At 33.3% G+C, this 16,198-nt stretch carries 20 protein-coding genes; all 20 read right to left on the bottom strand.

Annotation, left to right across the window (positions count from 1 at the left end):
• Positions 1-8: 8 nt before the first annotated feature.
• The gene (gene fliY / locus M663_RS0111775; protein WP_029689044.1) at positions 9-1,133 is read right to left on the bottom strand and encodes a flagellar motor switch phosphatase FliY; all 1,125 of its coding nucleotides are present in this window, start codon (positions 1,131-1,133) and stop codon (positions 9-11) included.
• Entirely contained in the window at positions 1,126-2,124 is a 999-nt protein-coding gene (fliM, locus tag M663_RS0111770; RefSeq protein ID WP_029689043.1) for a flagellar motor switch protein FliM, read from the bottom strand. The genes fliY and fliM overlap by 8 nt, the downstream gene beginning before the upstream one ends.
• A 15-nt stretch (positions 2,125-2,139) precedes the next feature.
• A complete protein-coding gene (locus tag M663_RS0111765) occupies positions 2,140-2,547 on the bottom strand; it encodes a flagellar basal body-associated protein FliL (protein WP_029689041.1) in 408 nt (135 codons plus the stop codon).
• Entirely contained in the window at positions 2,544-2,753 is a 210-nt protein-coding gene (locus tag M663_RS0111760; protein ID WP_029689040.1) for a flagellar FlbD family protein, read from the bottom strand. Before M663_RS0111760 ends, M663_RS0111765 begins: the two co-directional genes overlap by 4 nt.
• Positions 2,754-2,800: 47 nt before the next feature.
• Complete coding sequence (locus tag M663_RS0111755) at positions 2,801-4,042, bottom strand: flagellar hook protein FlgE (RefSeq protein WP_029689039.1); 1,242 nt, start codon at positions 4,040-4,042, stop codon at positions 2,801-2,803.
• A 79-nt stretch (positions 4,043-4,121) separates the two neighbouring features.
• A complete protein-coding gene (locus M663_RS0111750) occupies positions 4,122-4,490 on the bottom strand; it encodes a TIGR02530 family flagellar biosynthesis protein (protein ID WP_029689038.1) in 369 nt (122 codons plus the stop codon).
• A 9-nt stretch (positions 4,491-4,499) separates the two neighbouring features.
• Positions 4,500-4,892, bottom strand: a complete 393-nt coding sequence (locus M663_RS0111745) for a flagellar hook capping FlgD N-terminal domain-containing protein (RefSeq protein WP_029689036.1) — start codon at positions 4,890-4,892, stop codon at positions 4,500-4,502.
• Positions 4,893-4,907: 15 nt separating this feature from the next.
• Complete coding sequence (locus M663_RS0111740) at positions 4,908-6,281, bottom strand: flagellar hook-length control protein FliK (protein WP_029689035.1); 1,374 nt, start codon at positions 6,279-6,281, stop codon at positions 4,908-4,910.
• 16 nt (positions 6,282-6,297) lie between these two features.
• Complete coding sequence (locus M663_RS0111735; protein WP_009052412.1) at positions 6,298-6,876, bottom strand: MgtE intracellular region; 579 nt, start codon at positions 6,874-6,876, stop codon at positions 6,298-6,300.
• Positions 6,877-6,886: 10 nt separating this feature from the next.
• Positions 6,887-7,330 carry a flagellar export protein FliJ gene (fliJ, locus tag M663_RS0111730; RefSeq protein ID WP_009052413.1) on the bottom strand — a complete coding sequence of 148 codons (444 nt, stop codon included), beginning with the start codon at positions 7,328-7,330 and terminating at the stop codon, positions 6,887-6,889.
• Between the two features lie 6 nt (positions 7,331-7,336).
• On the bottom strand, positions 7,337-8,650 hold the full coding sequence (gene fliI / locus M663_RS0111725) for a flagellar protein export ATPase FliI (RefSeq protein WP_012268725.1): 1,314 nt from the start codon (positions 8,648-8,650) through the stop codon (positions 7,337-7,339).
• A complete protein-coding gene (locus M663_RS0111720) occupies positions 8,643-9,413 on the bottom strand; it encodes a FliH/SctL family protein (protein ID WP_003866703.1) in 771 nt (256 codons plus the stop codon). The genes fliI and M663_RS0111720 overlap by 8 nt, the downstream gene beginning before the upstream one ends.
• Complete coding sequence (gene fliG, locus M663_RS0111715) at positions 9,406-10,413, bottom strand: flagellar motor switch protein FliG (protein WP_003866702.1); 1,008 nt, start codon at positions 10,411-10,413, stop codon at positions 9,406-9,408. Before fliG ends, M663_RS0111720 begins: the two co-directional genes overlap by 8 nt.
• 11 nt (positions 10,414-10,424) lie before the next feature.
• Positions 10,425-11,936, bottom strand: a complete 1,512-nt coding sequence (gene fliF / locus M663_RS0111710) for a flagellar basal-body MS-ring/collar protein FliF (RefSeq protein WP_029689034.1) — start codon at positions 11,934-11,936, stop codon at positions 10,425-10,427.
• Positions 11,937-11,963: 27 nt separating this feature from the next.
• Positions 11,964-12,260, bottom strand: coding sequence for a flagellar hook-basal body complex protein FliE (gene fliE, locus M663_RS0111705; RefSeq protein WP_029689033.1), 297 nt, complete (start codon positions 12,258-12,260; stop codon positions 11,964-11,966).
• A gap of 6 nt (positions 12,261-12,266) precedes the next feature.
• On the bottom strand, positions 12,267-12,710 hold the full coding sequence (gene flgC / locus M663_RS0111700) for a flagellar basal body rod protein FlgC (RefSeq protein ID WP_029689032.1): 444 nt from the start codon (positions 12,708-12,710) through the stop codon (positions 12,267-12,269).
• A gap of 5 nt (positions 12,711-12,715) precedes the next feature.
• Positions 12,716-13,123, bottom strand: coding sequence for a flagellar basal body rod protein FlgB (gene flgB, locus M663_RS0111695; protein ID WP_029689031.1), 408 nt, complete (start codon positions 13,121-13,123; stop codon positions 12,716-12,718).
• A 297-nt stretch (positions 13,124-13,420) separates the two neighbouring features.
• Positions 13,421-14,173 (bottom strand): GTP-sensing pleiotropic transcriptional regulator CodY, encoded by a 753-nt coding sequence (gene codY / locus M663_RS0111690; RefSeq protein WP_009052418.1) that lies wholly within the window; start codon positions 14,171-14,173, stop codon positions 13,421-13,423.
• A gap of 29 nt (positions 14,174-14,202) precedes the next feature.
• On the bottom strand, positions 14,203-15,582 hold the full coding sequence (gene hslU, locus M663_RS0111685) for an ATP-dependent protease ATPase subunit HslU (RefSeq protein ID WP_009052419.1): 1,380 nt from the start codon (positions 15,580-15,582) through the stop codon (positions 14,203-14,205).
• Between the two features lie 12 nt (positions 15,583-15,594).
• Positions 15,595-16,125, bottom strand: coding sequence for an ATP-dependent protease subunit HslV (gene hslV / locus M663_RS0111680; RefSeq protein WP_003869177.1), 531 nt, complete (start codon positions 16,123-16,125; stop codon positions 15,595-15,597).
• Between the last annotated feature and the right edge of the window lie 73 nt (positions 16,126-16,198).

The raw sequence follows: 16,198 nt of genomic DNA, 5'->3' as shown, positions 1-16,198 counted from the left end.
CATCTTTATTATATATTGCTAATTCTTTTGCTTTGGTGTACAATATCTATAATTCTAACCCCAAAATTCTCATCAATTACCACTACTTCCCCTTTAGCTATGTACTTTCCATTTGCTAAAATATCTACTGGCTCACCTGCCAATTTGTCCAATTCAATAATAGAACCCTCACCTAATTCTAAAATATCTTTTATAAGTTTTTTAGTCTTGCCTAGTTCAACAGTAATCGTAAGAGGCACATCTAGGATCAGCTCTAAATTTTCCTTCTCTTCCTTGCTTTTAGATGAAGGTTCTTCATCAAAACTTTGAAAAACTACAGGACTTGCGTTAATTTTTTGTTTCTTTTTGGTAGCTTTCTCATCTGTTGAGATATTGTTACCTGTCTCGACATTTTTTTCATCCCTTTCTATTATAGCACTGGAACTCTCTTCTTGGGAAGTCACCGCTGGTGATTTTTCTTCATTTTTCGACAAAACGCTTCGCACTAGTTCTTTAGCAAAATCAAGAGGCAAAAGCTGCATGATTTCGCTATCAATTATTTCTCCTACCTCCATTTTAAAGGCAATTTTTACTACATCGCCTTCTAGGAATGAAATATCTGTTGGTAAAGAAGCAGTAAAATCAACAACAAAAGCTTTAGGTGGTGAAATATTTATAGTTTTATTGAGAAGGGTAGAAAGAGAAGTAGCAGCAGAACCTATCATTTGGTTCATGGCTTCTCCTATTGCACTTAAATGCAGTTCAGTAATTTCTCCATCTTCTACTTTTCCTTCTCCCCCCATCATCAAATCTGTCATTTTAAGTACATCTTCTTTTTTTAAAATAAGAAGGTTATGACCTTTTAGTCCTTCCGTATACTCTACTTCAACTCCAATGTAAGGAATATTAAATTCTTTTTTTAACTCTTCCCAAGATAATACTGAAACTTTTGGAGTAGTAATAGTAACTTTGTTTCTCAATAACGTATATAAAGTAGTGGCTGATGTGCCAAAACTTATATTCCCAATTTCCCCTAGTATATCCTGTTCTTCTTCTGTTAAATCTTTTCCATTTTGGGACTGATTTTCTTTAGATTCTTCGGTTAAGCCTTTTAGTAGTGCATTTATTTCTTCTTGTGATAAAAAGTCATTCACTTTCTTCATCTCCTTTGTAAATAACTTCTGTTATTCTTACACTGTATTTGTTATTTTTGATTCCAGGTATACCTCGAAATTTGACTTTTTTATCGATTATTATATCTACAGGCTCTTTGAAATGTTTATCCAACACGATTATATCTCCTATTTCAAACTCCAAAAATTCTTTTACAGTAATGGTGGTAGAACCAAGTTGAGCAGTAAGAGGTATATATGTTTTGCTTATTTTACTCTTTATAAGCTCAGGATTTACTTTCTCTTCTTTTTTCATGCTAGAAAACCAAAATTTTGTCGTTAATTTGGGCACAATAGGTTCTAACGTTAAATGAGGCATACAAAAATTCATTATTCCTTCTGTTTCATTGATTTTTATAGATAAAGTACACAAGGCTGCTGTCTCATTGGGAGATATTATTTGAGCAAACTGGGAGTTAGTTTCCACTCTTATTAAAGAGGGGTTAATCGTTAATATATTGCTCCATGGTTCTTTGAAAAGTGGAAGCATTTGCTTTACAATCTTGGTCAAAAGGCTGATTTCAATCTCAGTATAATCTCTATCCAAAAGCTCGCCTTTTCCTATTCCTCCCAAAATTCTATCAAGTATTGCATAAGTAGTATTATTATTAAATTCCAAGAGAAAAGGGCCTTCTAAAGGAGCTGCATCAATAATAGCAATGAAAACTGGATTGTTTAAAGAATTACTAAACTCATAATAAGTTAGCTGGTCAACAGAGACCACTGTAACATCTACTATCGTTCTCAAATATCCTGACAAAAAGGAAGTCAAAGACCTTGACAAATTTTCAAAAATCATCTGAAGAGTTCGCAGTTGTTCTTTTGAAAATTTATTAGGCCTTCTAAAATCGTAATTTCTTATCTTTTTACTTTTGGTCTCTTCTACTTTTTCAATTTCTTGGATATCTAATCCGCCAGAGCTAAAAGCTTTTAATAGTTCATCTATCTCGCTTTGTGATAATATTTCAGCCAAAAAATCCCCTCCTCCCTATTGAACAATGAATTCATCAAAATATACATTTACAATTTTTCCTTCACCTATTATTTTATTTATTCCATTTTTTATATCGTTTTTTAACTTCTCCTGTCCTTCTGGTCCTTCCACATCTTGTTCTGTTTTCCCTCTTAAAATTTGGATTATCAAATCTCTAATCTGGGGATTTCGCTCTTCTAAGGTTTTTAAAATATTTTTATCTGCAACTTGCAATTCTATTGTTGCTTTAACAAATTTTCCATCTCCTTTTAAATTAGTTATAAATTCTCCGCCAGGAGAGTAATTATAATAAGTGATTTCTTGAGGCCTATTAGTAGAGGCAAAATTGTTAAAATACAAAAAAGCTACACCAAAAGACAAAATCACTGCAACAATAACTATTAAAATTGTCTTGTTATTCATTCTAACACCTCTTTATCTTTTACTATTGTGAAAATTTTCTTTTTGTAGGCAATAACTTTTTCTATAATTTCCTCAGGTGTTTCTTTTACTACTATCTTTTTACCTGTAGTAAGACTTATAACAGTGTCAGGAGTTTTTTCAATAAATTCAATTAAGTCTGCGTTCACCACAAATTCTTCATTATTAAGACGCGTAACATAAATCATAATACTCCTCCATCAAGTCTACTGGGCGAAAGCCCAGCAGACCGTAGTTATCTCTTCATATTCACAAGGTCTTGCAATATTTCGTCAGAAGTAGTTATAACTTTAGCATTTGCTTGAAAACCTCTTTCAGTAACAATCATATCAGCAAATTCATTGGCTAAATCTACATTAGACATTTCTAAAGTTCCAGGATTTATAGAACCCCTTGTACCTGTACCAGCTGCTCCTATCATTGGTTCCCCTGAGTTTACTGTATTAATAAACATGGTATTTCCTATTTTTTCTAGACCCATTGGGTTTTGAAAATCAGCTATTGCAATCTGTCCAATTATTTGCCTACGACCGTTGGAATAGATACCTGAGACAACTCCGTATTTGTCTATATTAATGCTCTCTAAAGAACCTGCTTCATTTCCATTTTTGCTGAGCTCTCTTAGGTCCGTCTCAGTTGAAAACATAGTAATACGCGAAAGGTCAAGAGAAACTGGCCCAATACTTGCATTTGTTACAGTGGTATTCATATTAAAAGTAAGTGTACCCGTCGCAGTTGTATTAGGTGCAATCTTTCCATCAGCACCAAAAGTAAGTGTACCCGAACCAGTTACAGAAGAAATGGCAGGATCTGAAGAAGATACGCTCCAATTCCATGTACTAGCATCAGTTCTCGTAAAAGTAAGTGTAGCTATGTGGCTTCCTCCTTGTGAATCATATACTAATATGTTATAACTTATGGTACCATTGATTGCTGTTGAAGCATTTAGATTTCCTCCTATTTCTAATTGCGTAGTCGTTGCCGGATTTATACTTGACCAATTTTTGAGGCTTATTGGTACTAAATTCCCTGTATCAGTGTTTACTGTTTTCCCATCTGTTGACATCCAACCTAAAACTTTATATCCATCAGGGGTTACTAAATCACCTTGAGAGTCAAAACTAAAGTTTCCTGCCCTTGTATACACATTTGCTCCTCCATTGGAGACTATGAAAAATCCGTTTCCATCAATTGAAAGGTCTGTAGGATTATCTGTCCTTTGTGCACCGCCTCTTGTAAACAATGTGTCAATTGAAGCTATAGCTACTCCCAGACCAATCTGTTGAGGATTAGTTCCACCACCATTTCCTTGAGGCGCAGAAGCCCCTTTTATCGTCTGGCTAAATATTTCTTTAAAAGTCATTCTGCTGGCTTTATATCCAACAGTGTTGACATTTGCTATGTTATTTCCTATTACATCCATCCTCGCTTGATGAGCTTTCAACCCTGAAACTGCAGAATACATTGACCTTAACATTTTTTCTCCTCCCTTTATTTTCGGTACTGCTCGCTTTATCCGTCAGTCAAAAGCGATAAGCCCCCTGTCAAGGTCCGGCTTAAATTATTACAGCACCGTCTATATTTGTAAAAACACTGTTTTGCAACATTTCCCCATCCATCGCCGTTATGACCGTTTTAGTTTTTAAATTAACCACAAAAGCCTTATTATTCATTATAATTAATGAATCTTTTATTCCCTTTTCACAAGCTTTATTCACTGCTTCTAATAGTTTTTGATATTCACCTTGAGTAATTTTGACGTTTCTCATTTCCATCCTCATGAGAGAATGTTTGGAAAATTTTATTTCGTCAATTTTTTCATTTAAAACCTCTTTAAAAGCCGTAGAGGTCCCATTGTTACTCGCTATCCTATGAGCTAAATAATTAACATTTAGATTTTGAGGGATTTTCACTATTTCAGACATTTTATCACCTCATTCTGAAACACTTGTGACAGCATCCAAGGGTACGTCCACATTACCAACTTCCAAAAAATATTCGCCGTTTTGCTTATATATAGTATCTACTTTCCCCATTACAGTACGAACATTCCCATTTTCATTGATATTAGCATTAATACTTTTTCCTATTAAATTTATAGCTCTTATCGCATTAAAACTGTTGTTCATGTTTTGCATTTGTTCTAAGGTTGAAAATTGAGCCAGCTGTGCAATAAACTCTTTGTCATCCATTGGGCTTAAAGGGTCTTGATTTTTTAACTGTGTGACCAAAAGTTTCAAAAAATCCTCTTTACCTAATTGATTTTTTGAAGTAATTTTACTGTTATTGTATATATTTGAGAAACTATAATTGGTATTTACGTTCACAAAATTCCCTCCTTTCTACGCCCTCACATCTATATGGTCTTGTGAGAGATTGTAAATTCTTTGTAAAGTTTCTGTCTCTTCTGCTTCTGCCAAATCATAGTGTAAATATCCACCATATGCTCTGTGCAAATTTTGTTCTTGTGAGTTGTCATTGTAACTTTGCTGTTGTCCATTGTATTGAGAAGTAAACTGCATGTTTTTATCCACAGTCACATTAAAACTGTCTATTTTAATTCCCTTTAAATCTAATTGAGTATTCAAAATTCCTATATTAGATTCAATTTGATGCTTCAATTTTTCGCTATCAGTTATTATAGTAGCGATAATATTTCCATCTATAGATTTAAGATTTATCTGAAGCTTTCCTAAAAATTCTGGTTTTAATTGTATACTTATGGTAGAAGATATGTCGTTTTTTGAAAAATTCATACTCTTTACTATTTGGTCAAAAATTTGCGATTCTGGAACCTCTTTTAATTTTGAATTTTGGTGGTTAATCAGTTGGTTTCCAAAAGTCTTCCCATCATTTTTCAAAAACGTAAAATCATTTTGTTGTAATTGCTGATTTTCCCCAAGATTTTTTTCATTTTTAATTGTCAAAATCTTGCTATTTGAGTCAGGTTGTGAATCCTTTGTTTTTGGTATGATTTCTTTATTTTCCTCAAGGATACGCTGATTGTCTATCAAAGATAAATTTTCATTTAATAGAGTTAAATTATCTGTCCCATCTTTTTTAATGGCTTGTTGTGAAAATACAATTGAGTCTGTTATCTGAATGTTCGTGTTGTTTATATCTACATTTTTATCGCTATAGACTTTTAAAACTTCCTTAAAGTTGTCACTTTTAATTGCCGTAGCTATTGCATCTGGTTGTAACTTAACACCAAGTTTTTCTTCTAGCAACTGGCTTATTTTTTGCGATAGTTTATCAACATTCAAAACCCCATTATTTAAAAAATCTTGTATCAGTTTTTGTACTTCCTTTTGCAATTCCACATAAAAATTTTGTTTTTCACTTAACTCCTTGCCATCATCCTTTTGAATTGCCACGTTTAATCCATTTATTAACTGCTGTAACCAATTGAAAACATCTGCTAACGATAAATCCTCTGTTTGGAAAGATTTTAAATTTTTTTCTTTTTTCAGTGATTGTGTAGTTGAAAAAAGACTATTTAACTCAACATTGCCATCAGATACCACTTTGTCCGTTGAATTTTCTTTATTTTCATTAATTGCCATCTGTTGCTGTAACATTTCTGAAAATTTATTTGCCTTATTATCTTTTGGGGAAGGGAATTTTTTGTAATCTACAACTGGTTTGGTTTTATCAGCCCTTGGCTGCTGTATCTTAAATGGTAATAAATCAGTATCCGGCACCACTCCTATCACTCTTTTCACCTCCTTTCTAAGGAATCATAGTAGCATTTTTCAATAAAATATTTGTTATTTTTGCTGCCTTTTCAGCTTTTAATGATTCTAATATCTTTGAAGCACTATCTTTATCCATGTACCTCAATATTTTTATTATATCTTCATCTGACATGTTATTGAGTATTTGCGCTGCATTTTGCGGATCCATATTTTGATAATAACTAGCTATGTCTTTCAAGTTAGTCTGCTTATTTTCTAACTGTTGCTTGAGTGAATCGCTCTCCTTTTGAACTTTTTCCAATTCGGCTTTTAAACTATTGATTTGGTCTTCTTTTTCTTTCAATTGAGTTTCGTACTCAGCAATCTTTTCATCTTTTGCTTTTAATTCGTCAGTTAATTTATTTATCTGAGTATTTTTGTCTTCTACTGGCACTGGAGAAATTAAACTACCTAAAACCGGAACATTAGCTAATTGCTTTTTCAAAAAAGTTTGACTTCCGAATAGATTAAAGTAAACAGCTGAGACTATTCCACCTACGAGTATCAAAAAAATTATTAAAATTATCAGCCAAATTTTGGAGTTTCTTTTTGTTTGTATATCTTGATTTTGCATATATATCCTCCTAATAGGATTTAGCCACTCTAAAACTTATTTGTTCATCTACAAATTTATTTTGTTCTATAGCCATTAAGTATTGGTACTCAGAAAACCTCTTTTCCTTGAGATTCTCTAATGCCTTTTTCTCTTTTGAAACTTTTAAAAGATTTTCTCTTATCAAATCAGCATCTTTTTCTAGCTTTTTTATTAAAAGTTTTTTGTCTTCAATCATCTGTTGAATTTTTTTTACATACACATCTGATTCAAGAATTTTATGTATAGTAGTTCCTTCTTTCATCTCCACTTTTGTTTTTTCTAAGATTTCATTTAAATGTTTAGTTAATTTATGTAATTCTTCTTTTTGAATATTTATCTCTGCCATGACCTTTGCTAATTTCTCTTTTTCAATCTTTTCTGACTGTTCTTTTAAATTTAATACTGGCTGCAAATTAAATTCGAATTTTTTCATATTTTATCACCTTTTAATAGATTCATATAGCAGTTGTTTTGTAGTTTCAAAGTCATAAGACTCGTCTATTCTCTGCCTAAGAAAATTGTTCATTTTGTCGTTTAGCTCAATGGCCTCATCAATTTTAGGATTACTGCCAAAATTATATGCTCCTATATTTATTAAATCCTCCGCTTCTGTGTAAGTCGCCAAAATATCTTTAAACCTCGCTATTAGTTCTTTATGTTCTTCTGTAATTATGTCATTTATCACCCTGCTAACACTTGCTAGCACATCAATAGCAGGATAATGGTTTTTATTAGCAAGTTTCCTTGACAACACTATGTGCCCATCAAGTATACCCCTTACTGCGTCAGCAATTGGTTCATTTAAATCATCTCCATCTACTAGCACAGTGTAAAGGGCTGTAATAGAACCTTTTTTAGAACATCCAGAGCGTTCCAAAAGCTTAGGTAAAACTGAAAAGACAGAAGGAGTATACCCTCGTGAAACAGGAGCCTCTCCTATAGAAAGTCCTACTTCTCTTTGCGCCATAGCAAAACGAGTTACTGAATCCATCATCAAAAGGACGTCTAACCCTTGGTCTCTAAAATATTCAGCTATGGCAGTTGCAGTCATAGCGCCTTTTACTCTTATAAGAGCTGGGGTATCAGAAGTAGCTACTACAACTACAGATTTTTTTAAGCCTTCTTCACCCAAATCTTTTTCTAGAAATTCATTTACTTCTCTTCCCCTTTCTCCAATGAGAGCTATTACATTTAAATCAGCTTTCGCGTTTCTTGCCATCATGCCTAACAGCGTGCTTTTTCCTACACCACTTCCTGCAAAAATACCAATTCTCTGCCCTTTGCCGCAGGTAAGTAGTCCATCTATCGCTTTTATACCAAGAGACATAACTTCTCTAATTCGCTTCCTTTCCAAAGGGTCAGGTGGCACATTATTAATAGGAATAGATTTTTCAAATTTTATCGGTCCTTTGCCATCTATAGGATTGCCTAAACCGTCTAATACCCTTCCGAGGAGTTCATTTCCTACGTTAACTCTAAGGGTTTGACCTGTAGCTATAACTTTGCTGCCAGCTCCTATTCCCTCCATATTTCCTAAGGGCATGAGATACACTTTTTCTTCTTTAAAACCTACAACTTCTGCCAAAATTGTATTTCCGTTAATAGTCTTGATATTACATATTTCTCCTATGTTGGAAAGAGGCCCTGTACTTTCGATTGTTAATCCTATTACTTGAGAAACTTTCCCATAATATTGAATTAGCCTTTTTTCTTGAAGAGCCTTTTTATATTTATTCAAAACAATATTACTCATTTAGCACACCCGCAAATAAGTTTTTTAAAGCTTTAAGTTGTGTACTAACGCCAGAGTTTATCACTCCAGAATTTGTTTCAATTACACAATCTCCTTTTTTTAATGATAAATCTTTTAAGATATTTACATCATCTAAAAACTCTATGTCTTTAAGAATTTTGTCTTTGTTTTTAATACAGTGTTCATAATCCTCTTCACTAACCCTTACCGTTACTTTGTCAAAAGCATTGTAGTTTTCCATTCCTTTTTTGATAAGGTTCAATATTATGTCTTTATCCTCTTCCACATATTTACCTACAATTTTTTCTACCGCCAGCAAAATTACATTTACAATATCACTTTCTGCTTCTTTATACATTCGTTGTTTTTCTTTAATAATCTCTTCTTTAATAGTCTTTGCTTCTTCTATTATAGCTTTAGCATCTTCTTCTCCTTTTTTGTATCCTTCTTGATATCCTGCAGTATATCCATCTTGATAGCCCTTTTCTTTATACTCTTCTTCAATCTTCTTAGCTTTTTTCTCTGCTTCTATTAAGATTTTTTCTACATCTTCCTTAGTCTTCCTAAGTATCTCTTGCTGGACTTGTCTCGCCCTTTCTATTATTTGCTTTGCTAAATCCGCACTTTCTTTTTTTATATCCTCTCTTTGTTCACTCAATTCAATTACTTTCTCCACTTTTTCTTTGTAATTGCCATTTTCCACAATTCTTAAAATCACGGGAGAGGAAAAGTTTATTTCTCCTTGTTTATATATCCTATACAATAATTTCGTCCCCTCCTCCTCGTGATATTACAATTTCCCCAGCATCTTCTAATTTTCTTATGATATTTACAATTCTTTGTTGTGCTTCTTCTACATCTTTTAATCTTACAGGTCCCATATACTGTATGTCTTCTTTTATCATATCAGCAAGTCTCTTAGACATATTACTATAAATAACCCTTTGCACTTCTTCACTAGAACCTTTAAGTGCAAGAGCAATATCGTGATTGTCTACTTCTCTCAATACTCTCTGTATAGACCTAGAATCCAATGTGACAATATCTTCAAATATAAACATCCTCTTCTTTATTTCTTCTACTAACTCAATGTTTATAGACTCAAGAGTATCCAAGATATTTTTCTCTGTACTTCTATCTACAGAATTTAGTATATCTACAATTGTCTGAATACCACCTGAAGAAGTATAATCTTGTGTGACTAAGGAAGACAATTTTCTCTCTAAAATTCTCTCAACTTCTTTTACTACTTCAGGAGAAGTGCTCTCCATTGTTGCTATTCGCATAGCTACTTCTGCCTGTAAGTTTTCAGGCAGTGAGGATAGAATTGCTCCTGCTTGTTGAGGCTTTAAATAAGACAAAATCATTGCAATAGTCTGAGGATGTTCGTTTTGTATAAAATTTAAAACTTGAGAGGGATCCGCTCTTCTTATAAAGTCAAAAGGCCTTACTTTCAAAGTAGAAGTCAATTTATTTATAACCTCAAAAGCTTCTTGAGTACCTAAAGCTTTTTCTAAAACTGCTTTTGCATATTCTATTCCACCTTCTATTATGTACTCTTGCGCTACGCACATGTTATAAAATTCATCTATAACTTTTTGTTTTTCTTCAGGAGTAAGATTTCTTATACTGGCTATTTCTAAAGTTAATTGTTCAATTTCATCTTCCCTTAAATGTTTATATATTTGAGCTGAAAGCTCGGGCCCTAACGCAATGAGAAGCATTGCACTTTTTTGCCTGCCTGTGAGTGCACCTCTCGCCATAACAACACCACCTACTCTTCATTAAGCCATGTCCTAATAATCTGAACAACAATATCCGGCTTTTCTTTTATAAGTTTTTCTATCTGTTTTTTCTTTTCGTCCTTATCAGAGAAATCTATCACATAAGTAGGCTCTACAGTAGCTAAGACCTCCTGTTCAGCTGTAGTTAAAGAGGTTTCTTTTTTCTTCCTTCTCATCATAATAAGGAACAGTCCGCCTCCTAACACTAAAGCCGCTAATATAGCCCACACATATACTGGTACTCCTTTTGAAGCTTTTGCCTGCTGCTGCATTGTTTTTAACAGGTCTTGGTTAAATTGCATTCCTTGAACCGATACTTTTACAAGAGAATCTCCGCCTGCAGCTTTTGTAACCAAGTCAGCAATTTGTTGTTTCATAGAATTATTGAGATTTTGATTTACAACAACCGCAACAGAAATACTTTCAATCTTACCTTCCGCTTGAACAAGACTTGTCTTAATCTGATTTATTTCGTAGTTTATAGTAGTTTCTGTTTTATTGTAATCAGAAGTATTATTGCTAGTTGTTGAAGTTACAGGAGGATTATTTGACGCAGTACCTGTTGGATTTGTCCCCTGTGTACCTGTAGCTTTTTCTTTAAGTTCTTGTACGCTTCTTACAATTCCTTTATTGTCATTACCTTGAACAGGAAAATACTCTATTTTGTCTTCCGTCTTTTTATCAAAATTTAAAGTTACGTTAGCTCTAACAACAACATTTCCAGGACCAAAAATTTGTTCTAAAAGAGTTTGAAGACTGTTTTGTAAATCTTCTTGAACTTTTTTTTGAAGAGCAAATTGAGTATTAGTATTTTCAGCAGTAGTATCACTTTCTGCAGTAAGGATTTTACCATTATTATCAATTACAGTAACATTTTCAGGTTTTAAACCTTCAACGCTTTTAGATACAAAATCTATAATTCCTTTAACTTGAGAAGAAGATAAAGTTACGCCTGGTTTTAAAGTCAACATTACAGCTGCTGTAGCTTGATTAGTAGTATTAGAAAGTACAAAGGCATTTTGGTCAGGTACCGCGATGTTGACAATAGCATCTTGCACTCCATCTATAGTTTTTAAAGAATTTTGTATTTCATTTTGAAGAAAATACAAATACTTTTGTCTTCTCTCTTGGTCTGTTGTTGCAAGAGAGTTATTCATAGCGTCTTGAAAGCTAAATCCCCCTTGTGGGATTCCTTCTGTCGCAAGTTTCATTCTCACTTCATCTTTGTATTGCACAGGAACTAAAATTGTCGTCCCATCGTTCGATATTTTATATGGAATCTTGAATTCGGTTTTTAATTTTTCAACTACCGCTCCCGCATCTTTTATACTTAGATCTGAATATAAAACTACATAATTAGGCCTATTAACTAGGTAAACTAATAAAGAAATGCCTATAAAAAGTAAAATAGCAATAATTCCTAACTGTATCTTTTGTTTTTTATCAAACTTATTCCAAAAGTCTGTCAGTTGCTCTCTAAAGTTGGCAATGAACTCTGGCATTAATTCACCTCATTTCAATTAAAGACATTACAATGGCATTCTCATTATTTCCTGATAGGCCTCCAACACTTTATTTTTTATTTGAATTGTAAGCTGCAGTGCAATATCAGCCTTCGCAGCATCTATCATCACTTGATTTATATCGTCAATTTCACCAGTTACAAGTTTTTGGTCATTTTTCATTGCCGTTAACTGTAAATCATTTACCTTATTAAGAGCTTCTTTTAAAAAGTCACTAAAAGTATTTATTTTACTGCTATTCTGTGTTGCTTCTAAAGTGCTATCCAAAGTTATTGGATTAACCGGTGTTATTTGATTAACCATTTATATCTACCCCCTACCGATTTCTAAAGACTTTTGAAACATAGCTTTTGAAGCATTAAAAGCTGTTACATTGGCTTCATAAGCACGAGTAGCAGAAATCATATCCACCATTTCAGAAACAATGTTTACATTTGGGTACTCCACATATCCATTTTGGTCAGCATCAGGATGTCCAGGGTCATAAACTTCTCTAAGAGGAGTTTGGACATCTTCTGATATTTGGACAACTTCTACACCTTTGCCACTGTATTTGCCTCTAACTTTATCAAGAATGCTCTGAAAACTATCAGGTTGTATTTCTTTTAAAACCACTAATTTTCTCCTATAAGGCCCTCCTTGAACTGTTCTTGTAGTATTTACATTAGCTATATTTTGAGATATTACATCCATCCTAACTCGTTCTGCAGTTAGACCTGAAGCGCTTATGTCCATCGATCTAAATAAGTTCATTTAAATTACCTCCCATCTTTTACAGCAGTCATGATAGAATTAAGCTCTCCGTTCACTCTTTGGACAAGGGCATAGTAATACAACTGATTCTTAGCCAAATTTGCCATTTCGGCATCTATGTCTACATTATTTCCATCTAACCTCATGGAAGTGTCATTTACTTGAACAATTTCTGGTTGTATGGAATCAATAGCAGGTGGGCCAATAGGAATATGCTTAGGGTTTGTAACATAACCTCTTAACTTTGTACCATTTATAGCATCTTTTAAAATATCCTCAAATTTGACTTCAGACCTTTTGAAATTAGGAGTATCCACATTAGCAATGTTATTGGCAATCACATTGTTTCTTACAGTGGCTGCGTACAATCCCTTTTGTAATAAATCTATATTTTCAATTCCTAAATCCAGCATTTTCTCGCCTCCTCTTATTCGACCACAATATACTTAATTCGATAAAAAAATCAAAAATCCTGCTAAAATAAGCCAAAAAATAAATATTTAACTTTGTTTTAATACTGCCTTTTTTGTAAAATAATATCAATTTTTATCGAATAATATTATATCATGCCGTAATAGTTTACACCATAAGAAAAAAGTCCTATTTTCATAAGACTCTTTTACATAAAATTAAGTCTCCTGCTTTCATGCTAAAGTACAACCCCATGCATAAAAGCGGAGACTTATATTTTTCAATAAGGGTTTAAATTTTTATCTTTTCATTTTCTCTAACTCTTCTAATAATTTATCGTTTAGTACCCTTATATGGGTACCTTTCATTCCTAAAGACCTTGACTCAATTATGCCAGCACTTTCAAACTTTCTAAGTGCATTTACAATTACAGACCTTGTAATACCTACTTTATCTGCTATTTTACTTGCAACTAATAATCCTTCTTTTCCATTTAGCTCTTCAAAAATATTTTTTATAGCTTCTAATTCGGAGTAAGAAAGTGTTCCTAGTGCCATTTGAACAACTGCTCTTTTTCTCGCTTCATCTTCTATTTCTTCATTTTTCGACCTTAAAATTTCAAGACCAACTACTGTAGCACCGTATTCCGCTAATATCAAGTCATCATCAGTAAATTCTTTTACCCCTCTTGATAAGACTAAAGTTCCTAATCTGTCCCCACCGCCATTGACAGGTACTATAGTCAAAATTAAATCTGATAAAATTTTATCCTCTTTAAAAAGATTACCTTTATCATTAGCCAGCGTCTCCGTCACTCGCAAAAGTTTGTCATTATATTCTTCAGGTATTATTTTACTTTGAGCAAAAATGTCATTTCCATAATCCTTTAATATACTGTAACCTAATACTTTACCCTTTCTACTCAAAATATATACGTTGGCCTCAATGACATCTTTTAGGATACTAGCCATTTCGTTAAAATCAACTGGTTGAATTCCTGTTTTTTGCAAAATCCGATTTACTTTTCTAGTTTTTTCTAATAGTGTGCTCATATTTTTAATCCTCCTATGTTTTTTTATTATCATAAAATGTATTTATTAACTTCGTATTTATTGAGACTATCCTTTAATTGCTCTTTTACATACTCTTCAGTTATCACTATTTGCTGTCCTTTCAGGTCTGGCGCATTAAAAGATAATTCTTCAAACAACTTCTCCATGACAGTGTGCAATCTTCTTGCGCCAATGTCCTCCGATTGTTGATTTATAAGATATGCTACTTCTGCAATAGCCTCAATTGCTTCATCAGTGTATTTAACTTCTATTCCTTCCGTTCTTAAAAGCTCTTGATACTGTTTTGTAAGAGCATTTTTAGGCTCCTTTAATATTCTTATAAAGTCCTCTTTTGTGAGAGGTTTTAAACTAACTCTTACAGGAAATCTTCCTTGTAGCTCCGGGATTAAATCAGACACTTTTGCAATGTTAAAAGCACCAGCTGCTATAAACAATATATGGTCTGTCTTAACAGGACCGTATTTTGTCATTACTGTACAACCTTCAATTATAGGAAGAATATCCCTTTGAACTCCTTCCCTTGATACATCTGGTCCTGCTGTATAACCACTGCTGGCAATTTTGTCAATTTCATCTATGAAAATTATTCCATCGTTTTCTGCTCTTTTAATAGCCTCTTCAATTACTTCATCCATATCTATAAGGTTTTGAGCTTCTTCAGACTCTAGAATTCTTTTTGCTTCATAAACAGGAACTTTTTTAATTTTTTTCTTTTTAGGTAAAATGTCAGCAAATATATCTTGCAAATTTATGTTCATTTCTTCGGACCCTAAATTAGTATACATCTCCATCATTGGTGTAGATGTATCTGTTACTTCTATTTCCACTACATAGTTATCTAGCTCGCCATTTCTTAACTTTTGCCTTATTTCTTCTCTTTTATATTGCATACTTTCTTCTTCTGTCTCTTCACTTTTCTCGGCTGCAGGATAATTAAACAACATTTCAAAAGGATTTTTAGCCTGTTTTTTTCTTTTTCCGACTATGTAATCAATTAGTCTATCTTCTGCAATTTTTTTCGCTTTTTCAGTAACTTTTTTTAATTTTTCCTCTTTTACCATTCTTACAGCAGCCTCTACAAGGTCTCTAACCATGGAATCCACATCTCGTCCTACGTATCCTACCTCAGTAAACTTAGTAGCCTCCACTTTAACAAAAGGAGCTTCTACTAATTTCGCAATTCTTCGAGCAATCTCTGTCTTTCCTACTCCAGTAGGGCCTACCATAATTATATTTTTGGGGGTCACTTCTTCTTTAAAATCGTCAGATAAAAGATTTCTCCTATATCTATTTCTTAAAGCCACTGCTACTGACTTTTTAGCTTCCTTTTGTCCTACAATATACTTATCTAATTCCTCTACAATCTCCTTGGGAGTATAATTCTTCACTTAAAGCACCCCCTATAAAGTCTCAACTGTTATGTTGTTATTAGTGTAAACGCAAATCTTTGAAGCTATCTCTAAAGCTTTTTTTGCTATATCTTCTGTATCTAAATCAGTATTATACCGTAGCGCTAAGGCTGCAGCCATAGCATAATTTCCTCCAGATCCTATCCCGATCACATCCTCATCTGGTTCAATAACTTCCCCAGTGCCAGAAATTAGTAAGGTATCCTTTTTATCTACCGCAATCAAAAGAGCCTCTAACTTTCTTAAAATCTTGTCTTTTCTCCATTCCTGTGCCAGCTCTACTGCAGCCCGCTTTAAATTCCCACCATATTGTTCCAGTTTTTCTTCAAATTTTTGCGAAAGAGTCAAAGCATCAGCTACCGAACCAGCAAATCCCACTATTACTTCTCCATTGTATAATCTTCTAATTTTTTTCGCGCCATGTTTTAAGATTGTATTTTCTCCAAAGGTAATCTGCCCATCACCAGCCACTGACACTTTATCGCCTTTTCTCACAGCAATTATGGTAGTACCCTTAAACATGTTTACACCCCTTTAGATAGTTTAATATTAACACATTTTTCACAATGCTTCAAGAATTAATTCAAAATTTTTG

The sequence above is a fragment of the Thermoanaerobacter sp. A7A genome (genome assembly GCF_000445185.1).
Classification (GTDB): domain Bacteria; phylum Bacillota; class Thermoanaerobacteria; order Thermoanaerobacterales; family Thermoanaerobacteraceae; genus Thermoanaerobacter.
Note: the sequence above shows the minus strand (reverse complement) of the source record. Positions and strands in the feature narration are given on the sequence as shown.

What these genes read in the sequence shown, in the direction of transcription:
- M663_RS0111755 (WP_029689039.1), bottom strand. Translation starts at nt 4,042, where the DNA reads ATGTTAAGGTCAATGTATTCTGCAGTTTCAGGGTTGAAAGCTCATCAA.
- M663_RS0111735 (WP_009052412.1), bottom strand. Translation starts at nt 6,876, where the DNA reads ATGCAAAATCAAGATATACAAACAAAAAGAAACTCCAAAATTTGGCTG.
- flgB (WP_029689031.1), bottom strand. Translation starts at nt 13,123, where the DNA reads ATGCTGGATTTAGGAATTGAAAATATAGATTTATTACAAAAGGGATTG.
- hslV (WP_003869177.1), bottom strand. Translation starts at nt 16,125, where the DNA reads ATGTTTAAGGGTACTACCATAATTGCTGTGAGAAAAGGCGATAAAGTG.
- fliE (WP_029689033.1), bottom strand. Translation starts at nt 12,260, where the DNA reads ATGGTTAATCAAATAACACCGGTTAATCCAATAACTTTGGATAGCACT.
- fliF (WP_029689034.1), bottom strand. Translation starts at nt 11,936, where the DNA reads ATGCCAGAGTTCATTGCCAACTTTAGAGAGCAACTGACAGACTTTTGG.
- M663_RS0111760 (WP_029689040.1), bottom strand. Translation starts at nt 2,753, where the DNA reads ATGATTTATGTTACGCGTCTTAATAATGAAGAATTTGTGGTGAACGCA.
- fliJ (WP_009052413.1), bottom strand. Translation starts at nt 7,330, where the DNA reads ATGAAAAAATTCGAATTTAATTTGCAGCCAGTATTAAATTTAAAAGAA.
- M663_RS0111750 (WP_029689038.1), bottom strand. Translation starts at nt 4,490, where the DNA reads ATGTCTGAAATAGTGAAAATCCCTCAAAATCTAAATGTTAATTATTTA.
- flgC (WP_029689032.1), bottom strand. Translation starts at nt 12,710, where the DNA reads ATGAACTTATTTAGATCGATGGACATAAGCGCTTCAGGTCTAACTGCA.
- fliG (WP_003866702.1), bottom strand. Translation starts at nt 10,413, where the DNA reads ATGGCGAGAGGTGCACTCACAGGCAGGCAAAAAAGTGCAATGCTTCTC.
- fliI (WP_012268725.1), bottom strand. Translation starts at nt 8,650, where the DNA reads ATGAGTAATATTGTTTTGAATAAATATAAAAAGGCTCTTCAAGAAAAA.
- M663_RS0111765 (WP_029689041.1), bottom strand. Translation starts at nt 2,547, where the DNA reads ATGAATAACAAGACAATTTTAATAGTTATTGTTGCAGTGATTTTGTCT.
- codY (WP_009052418.1), bottom strand. Translation starts at nt 14,173, where the DNA reads ATGAGCACACTATTAGAAAAAACTAGAAAAGTAAATCGGATTTTGCAA.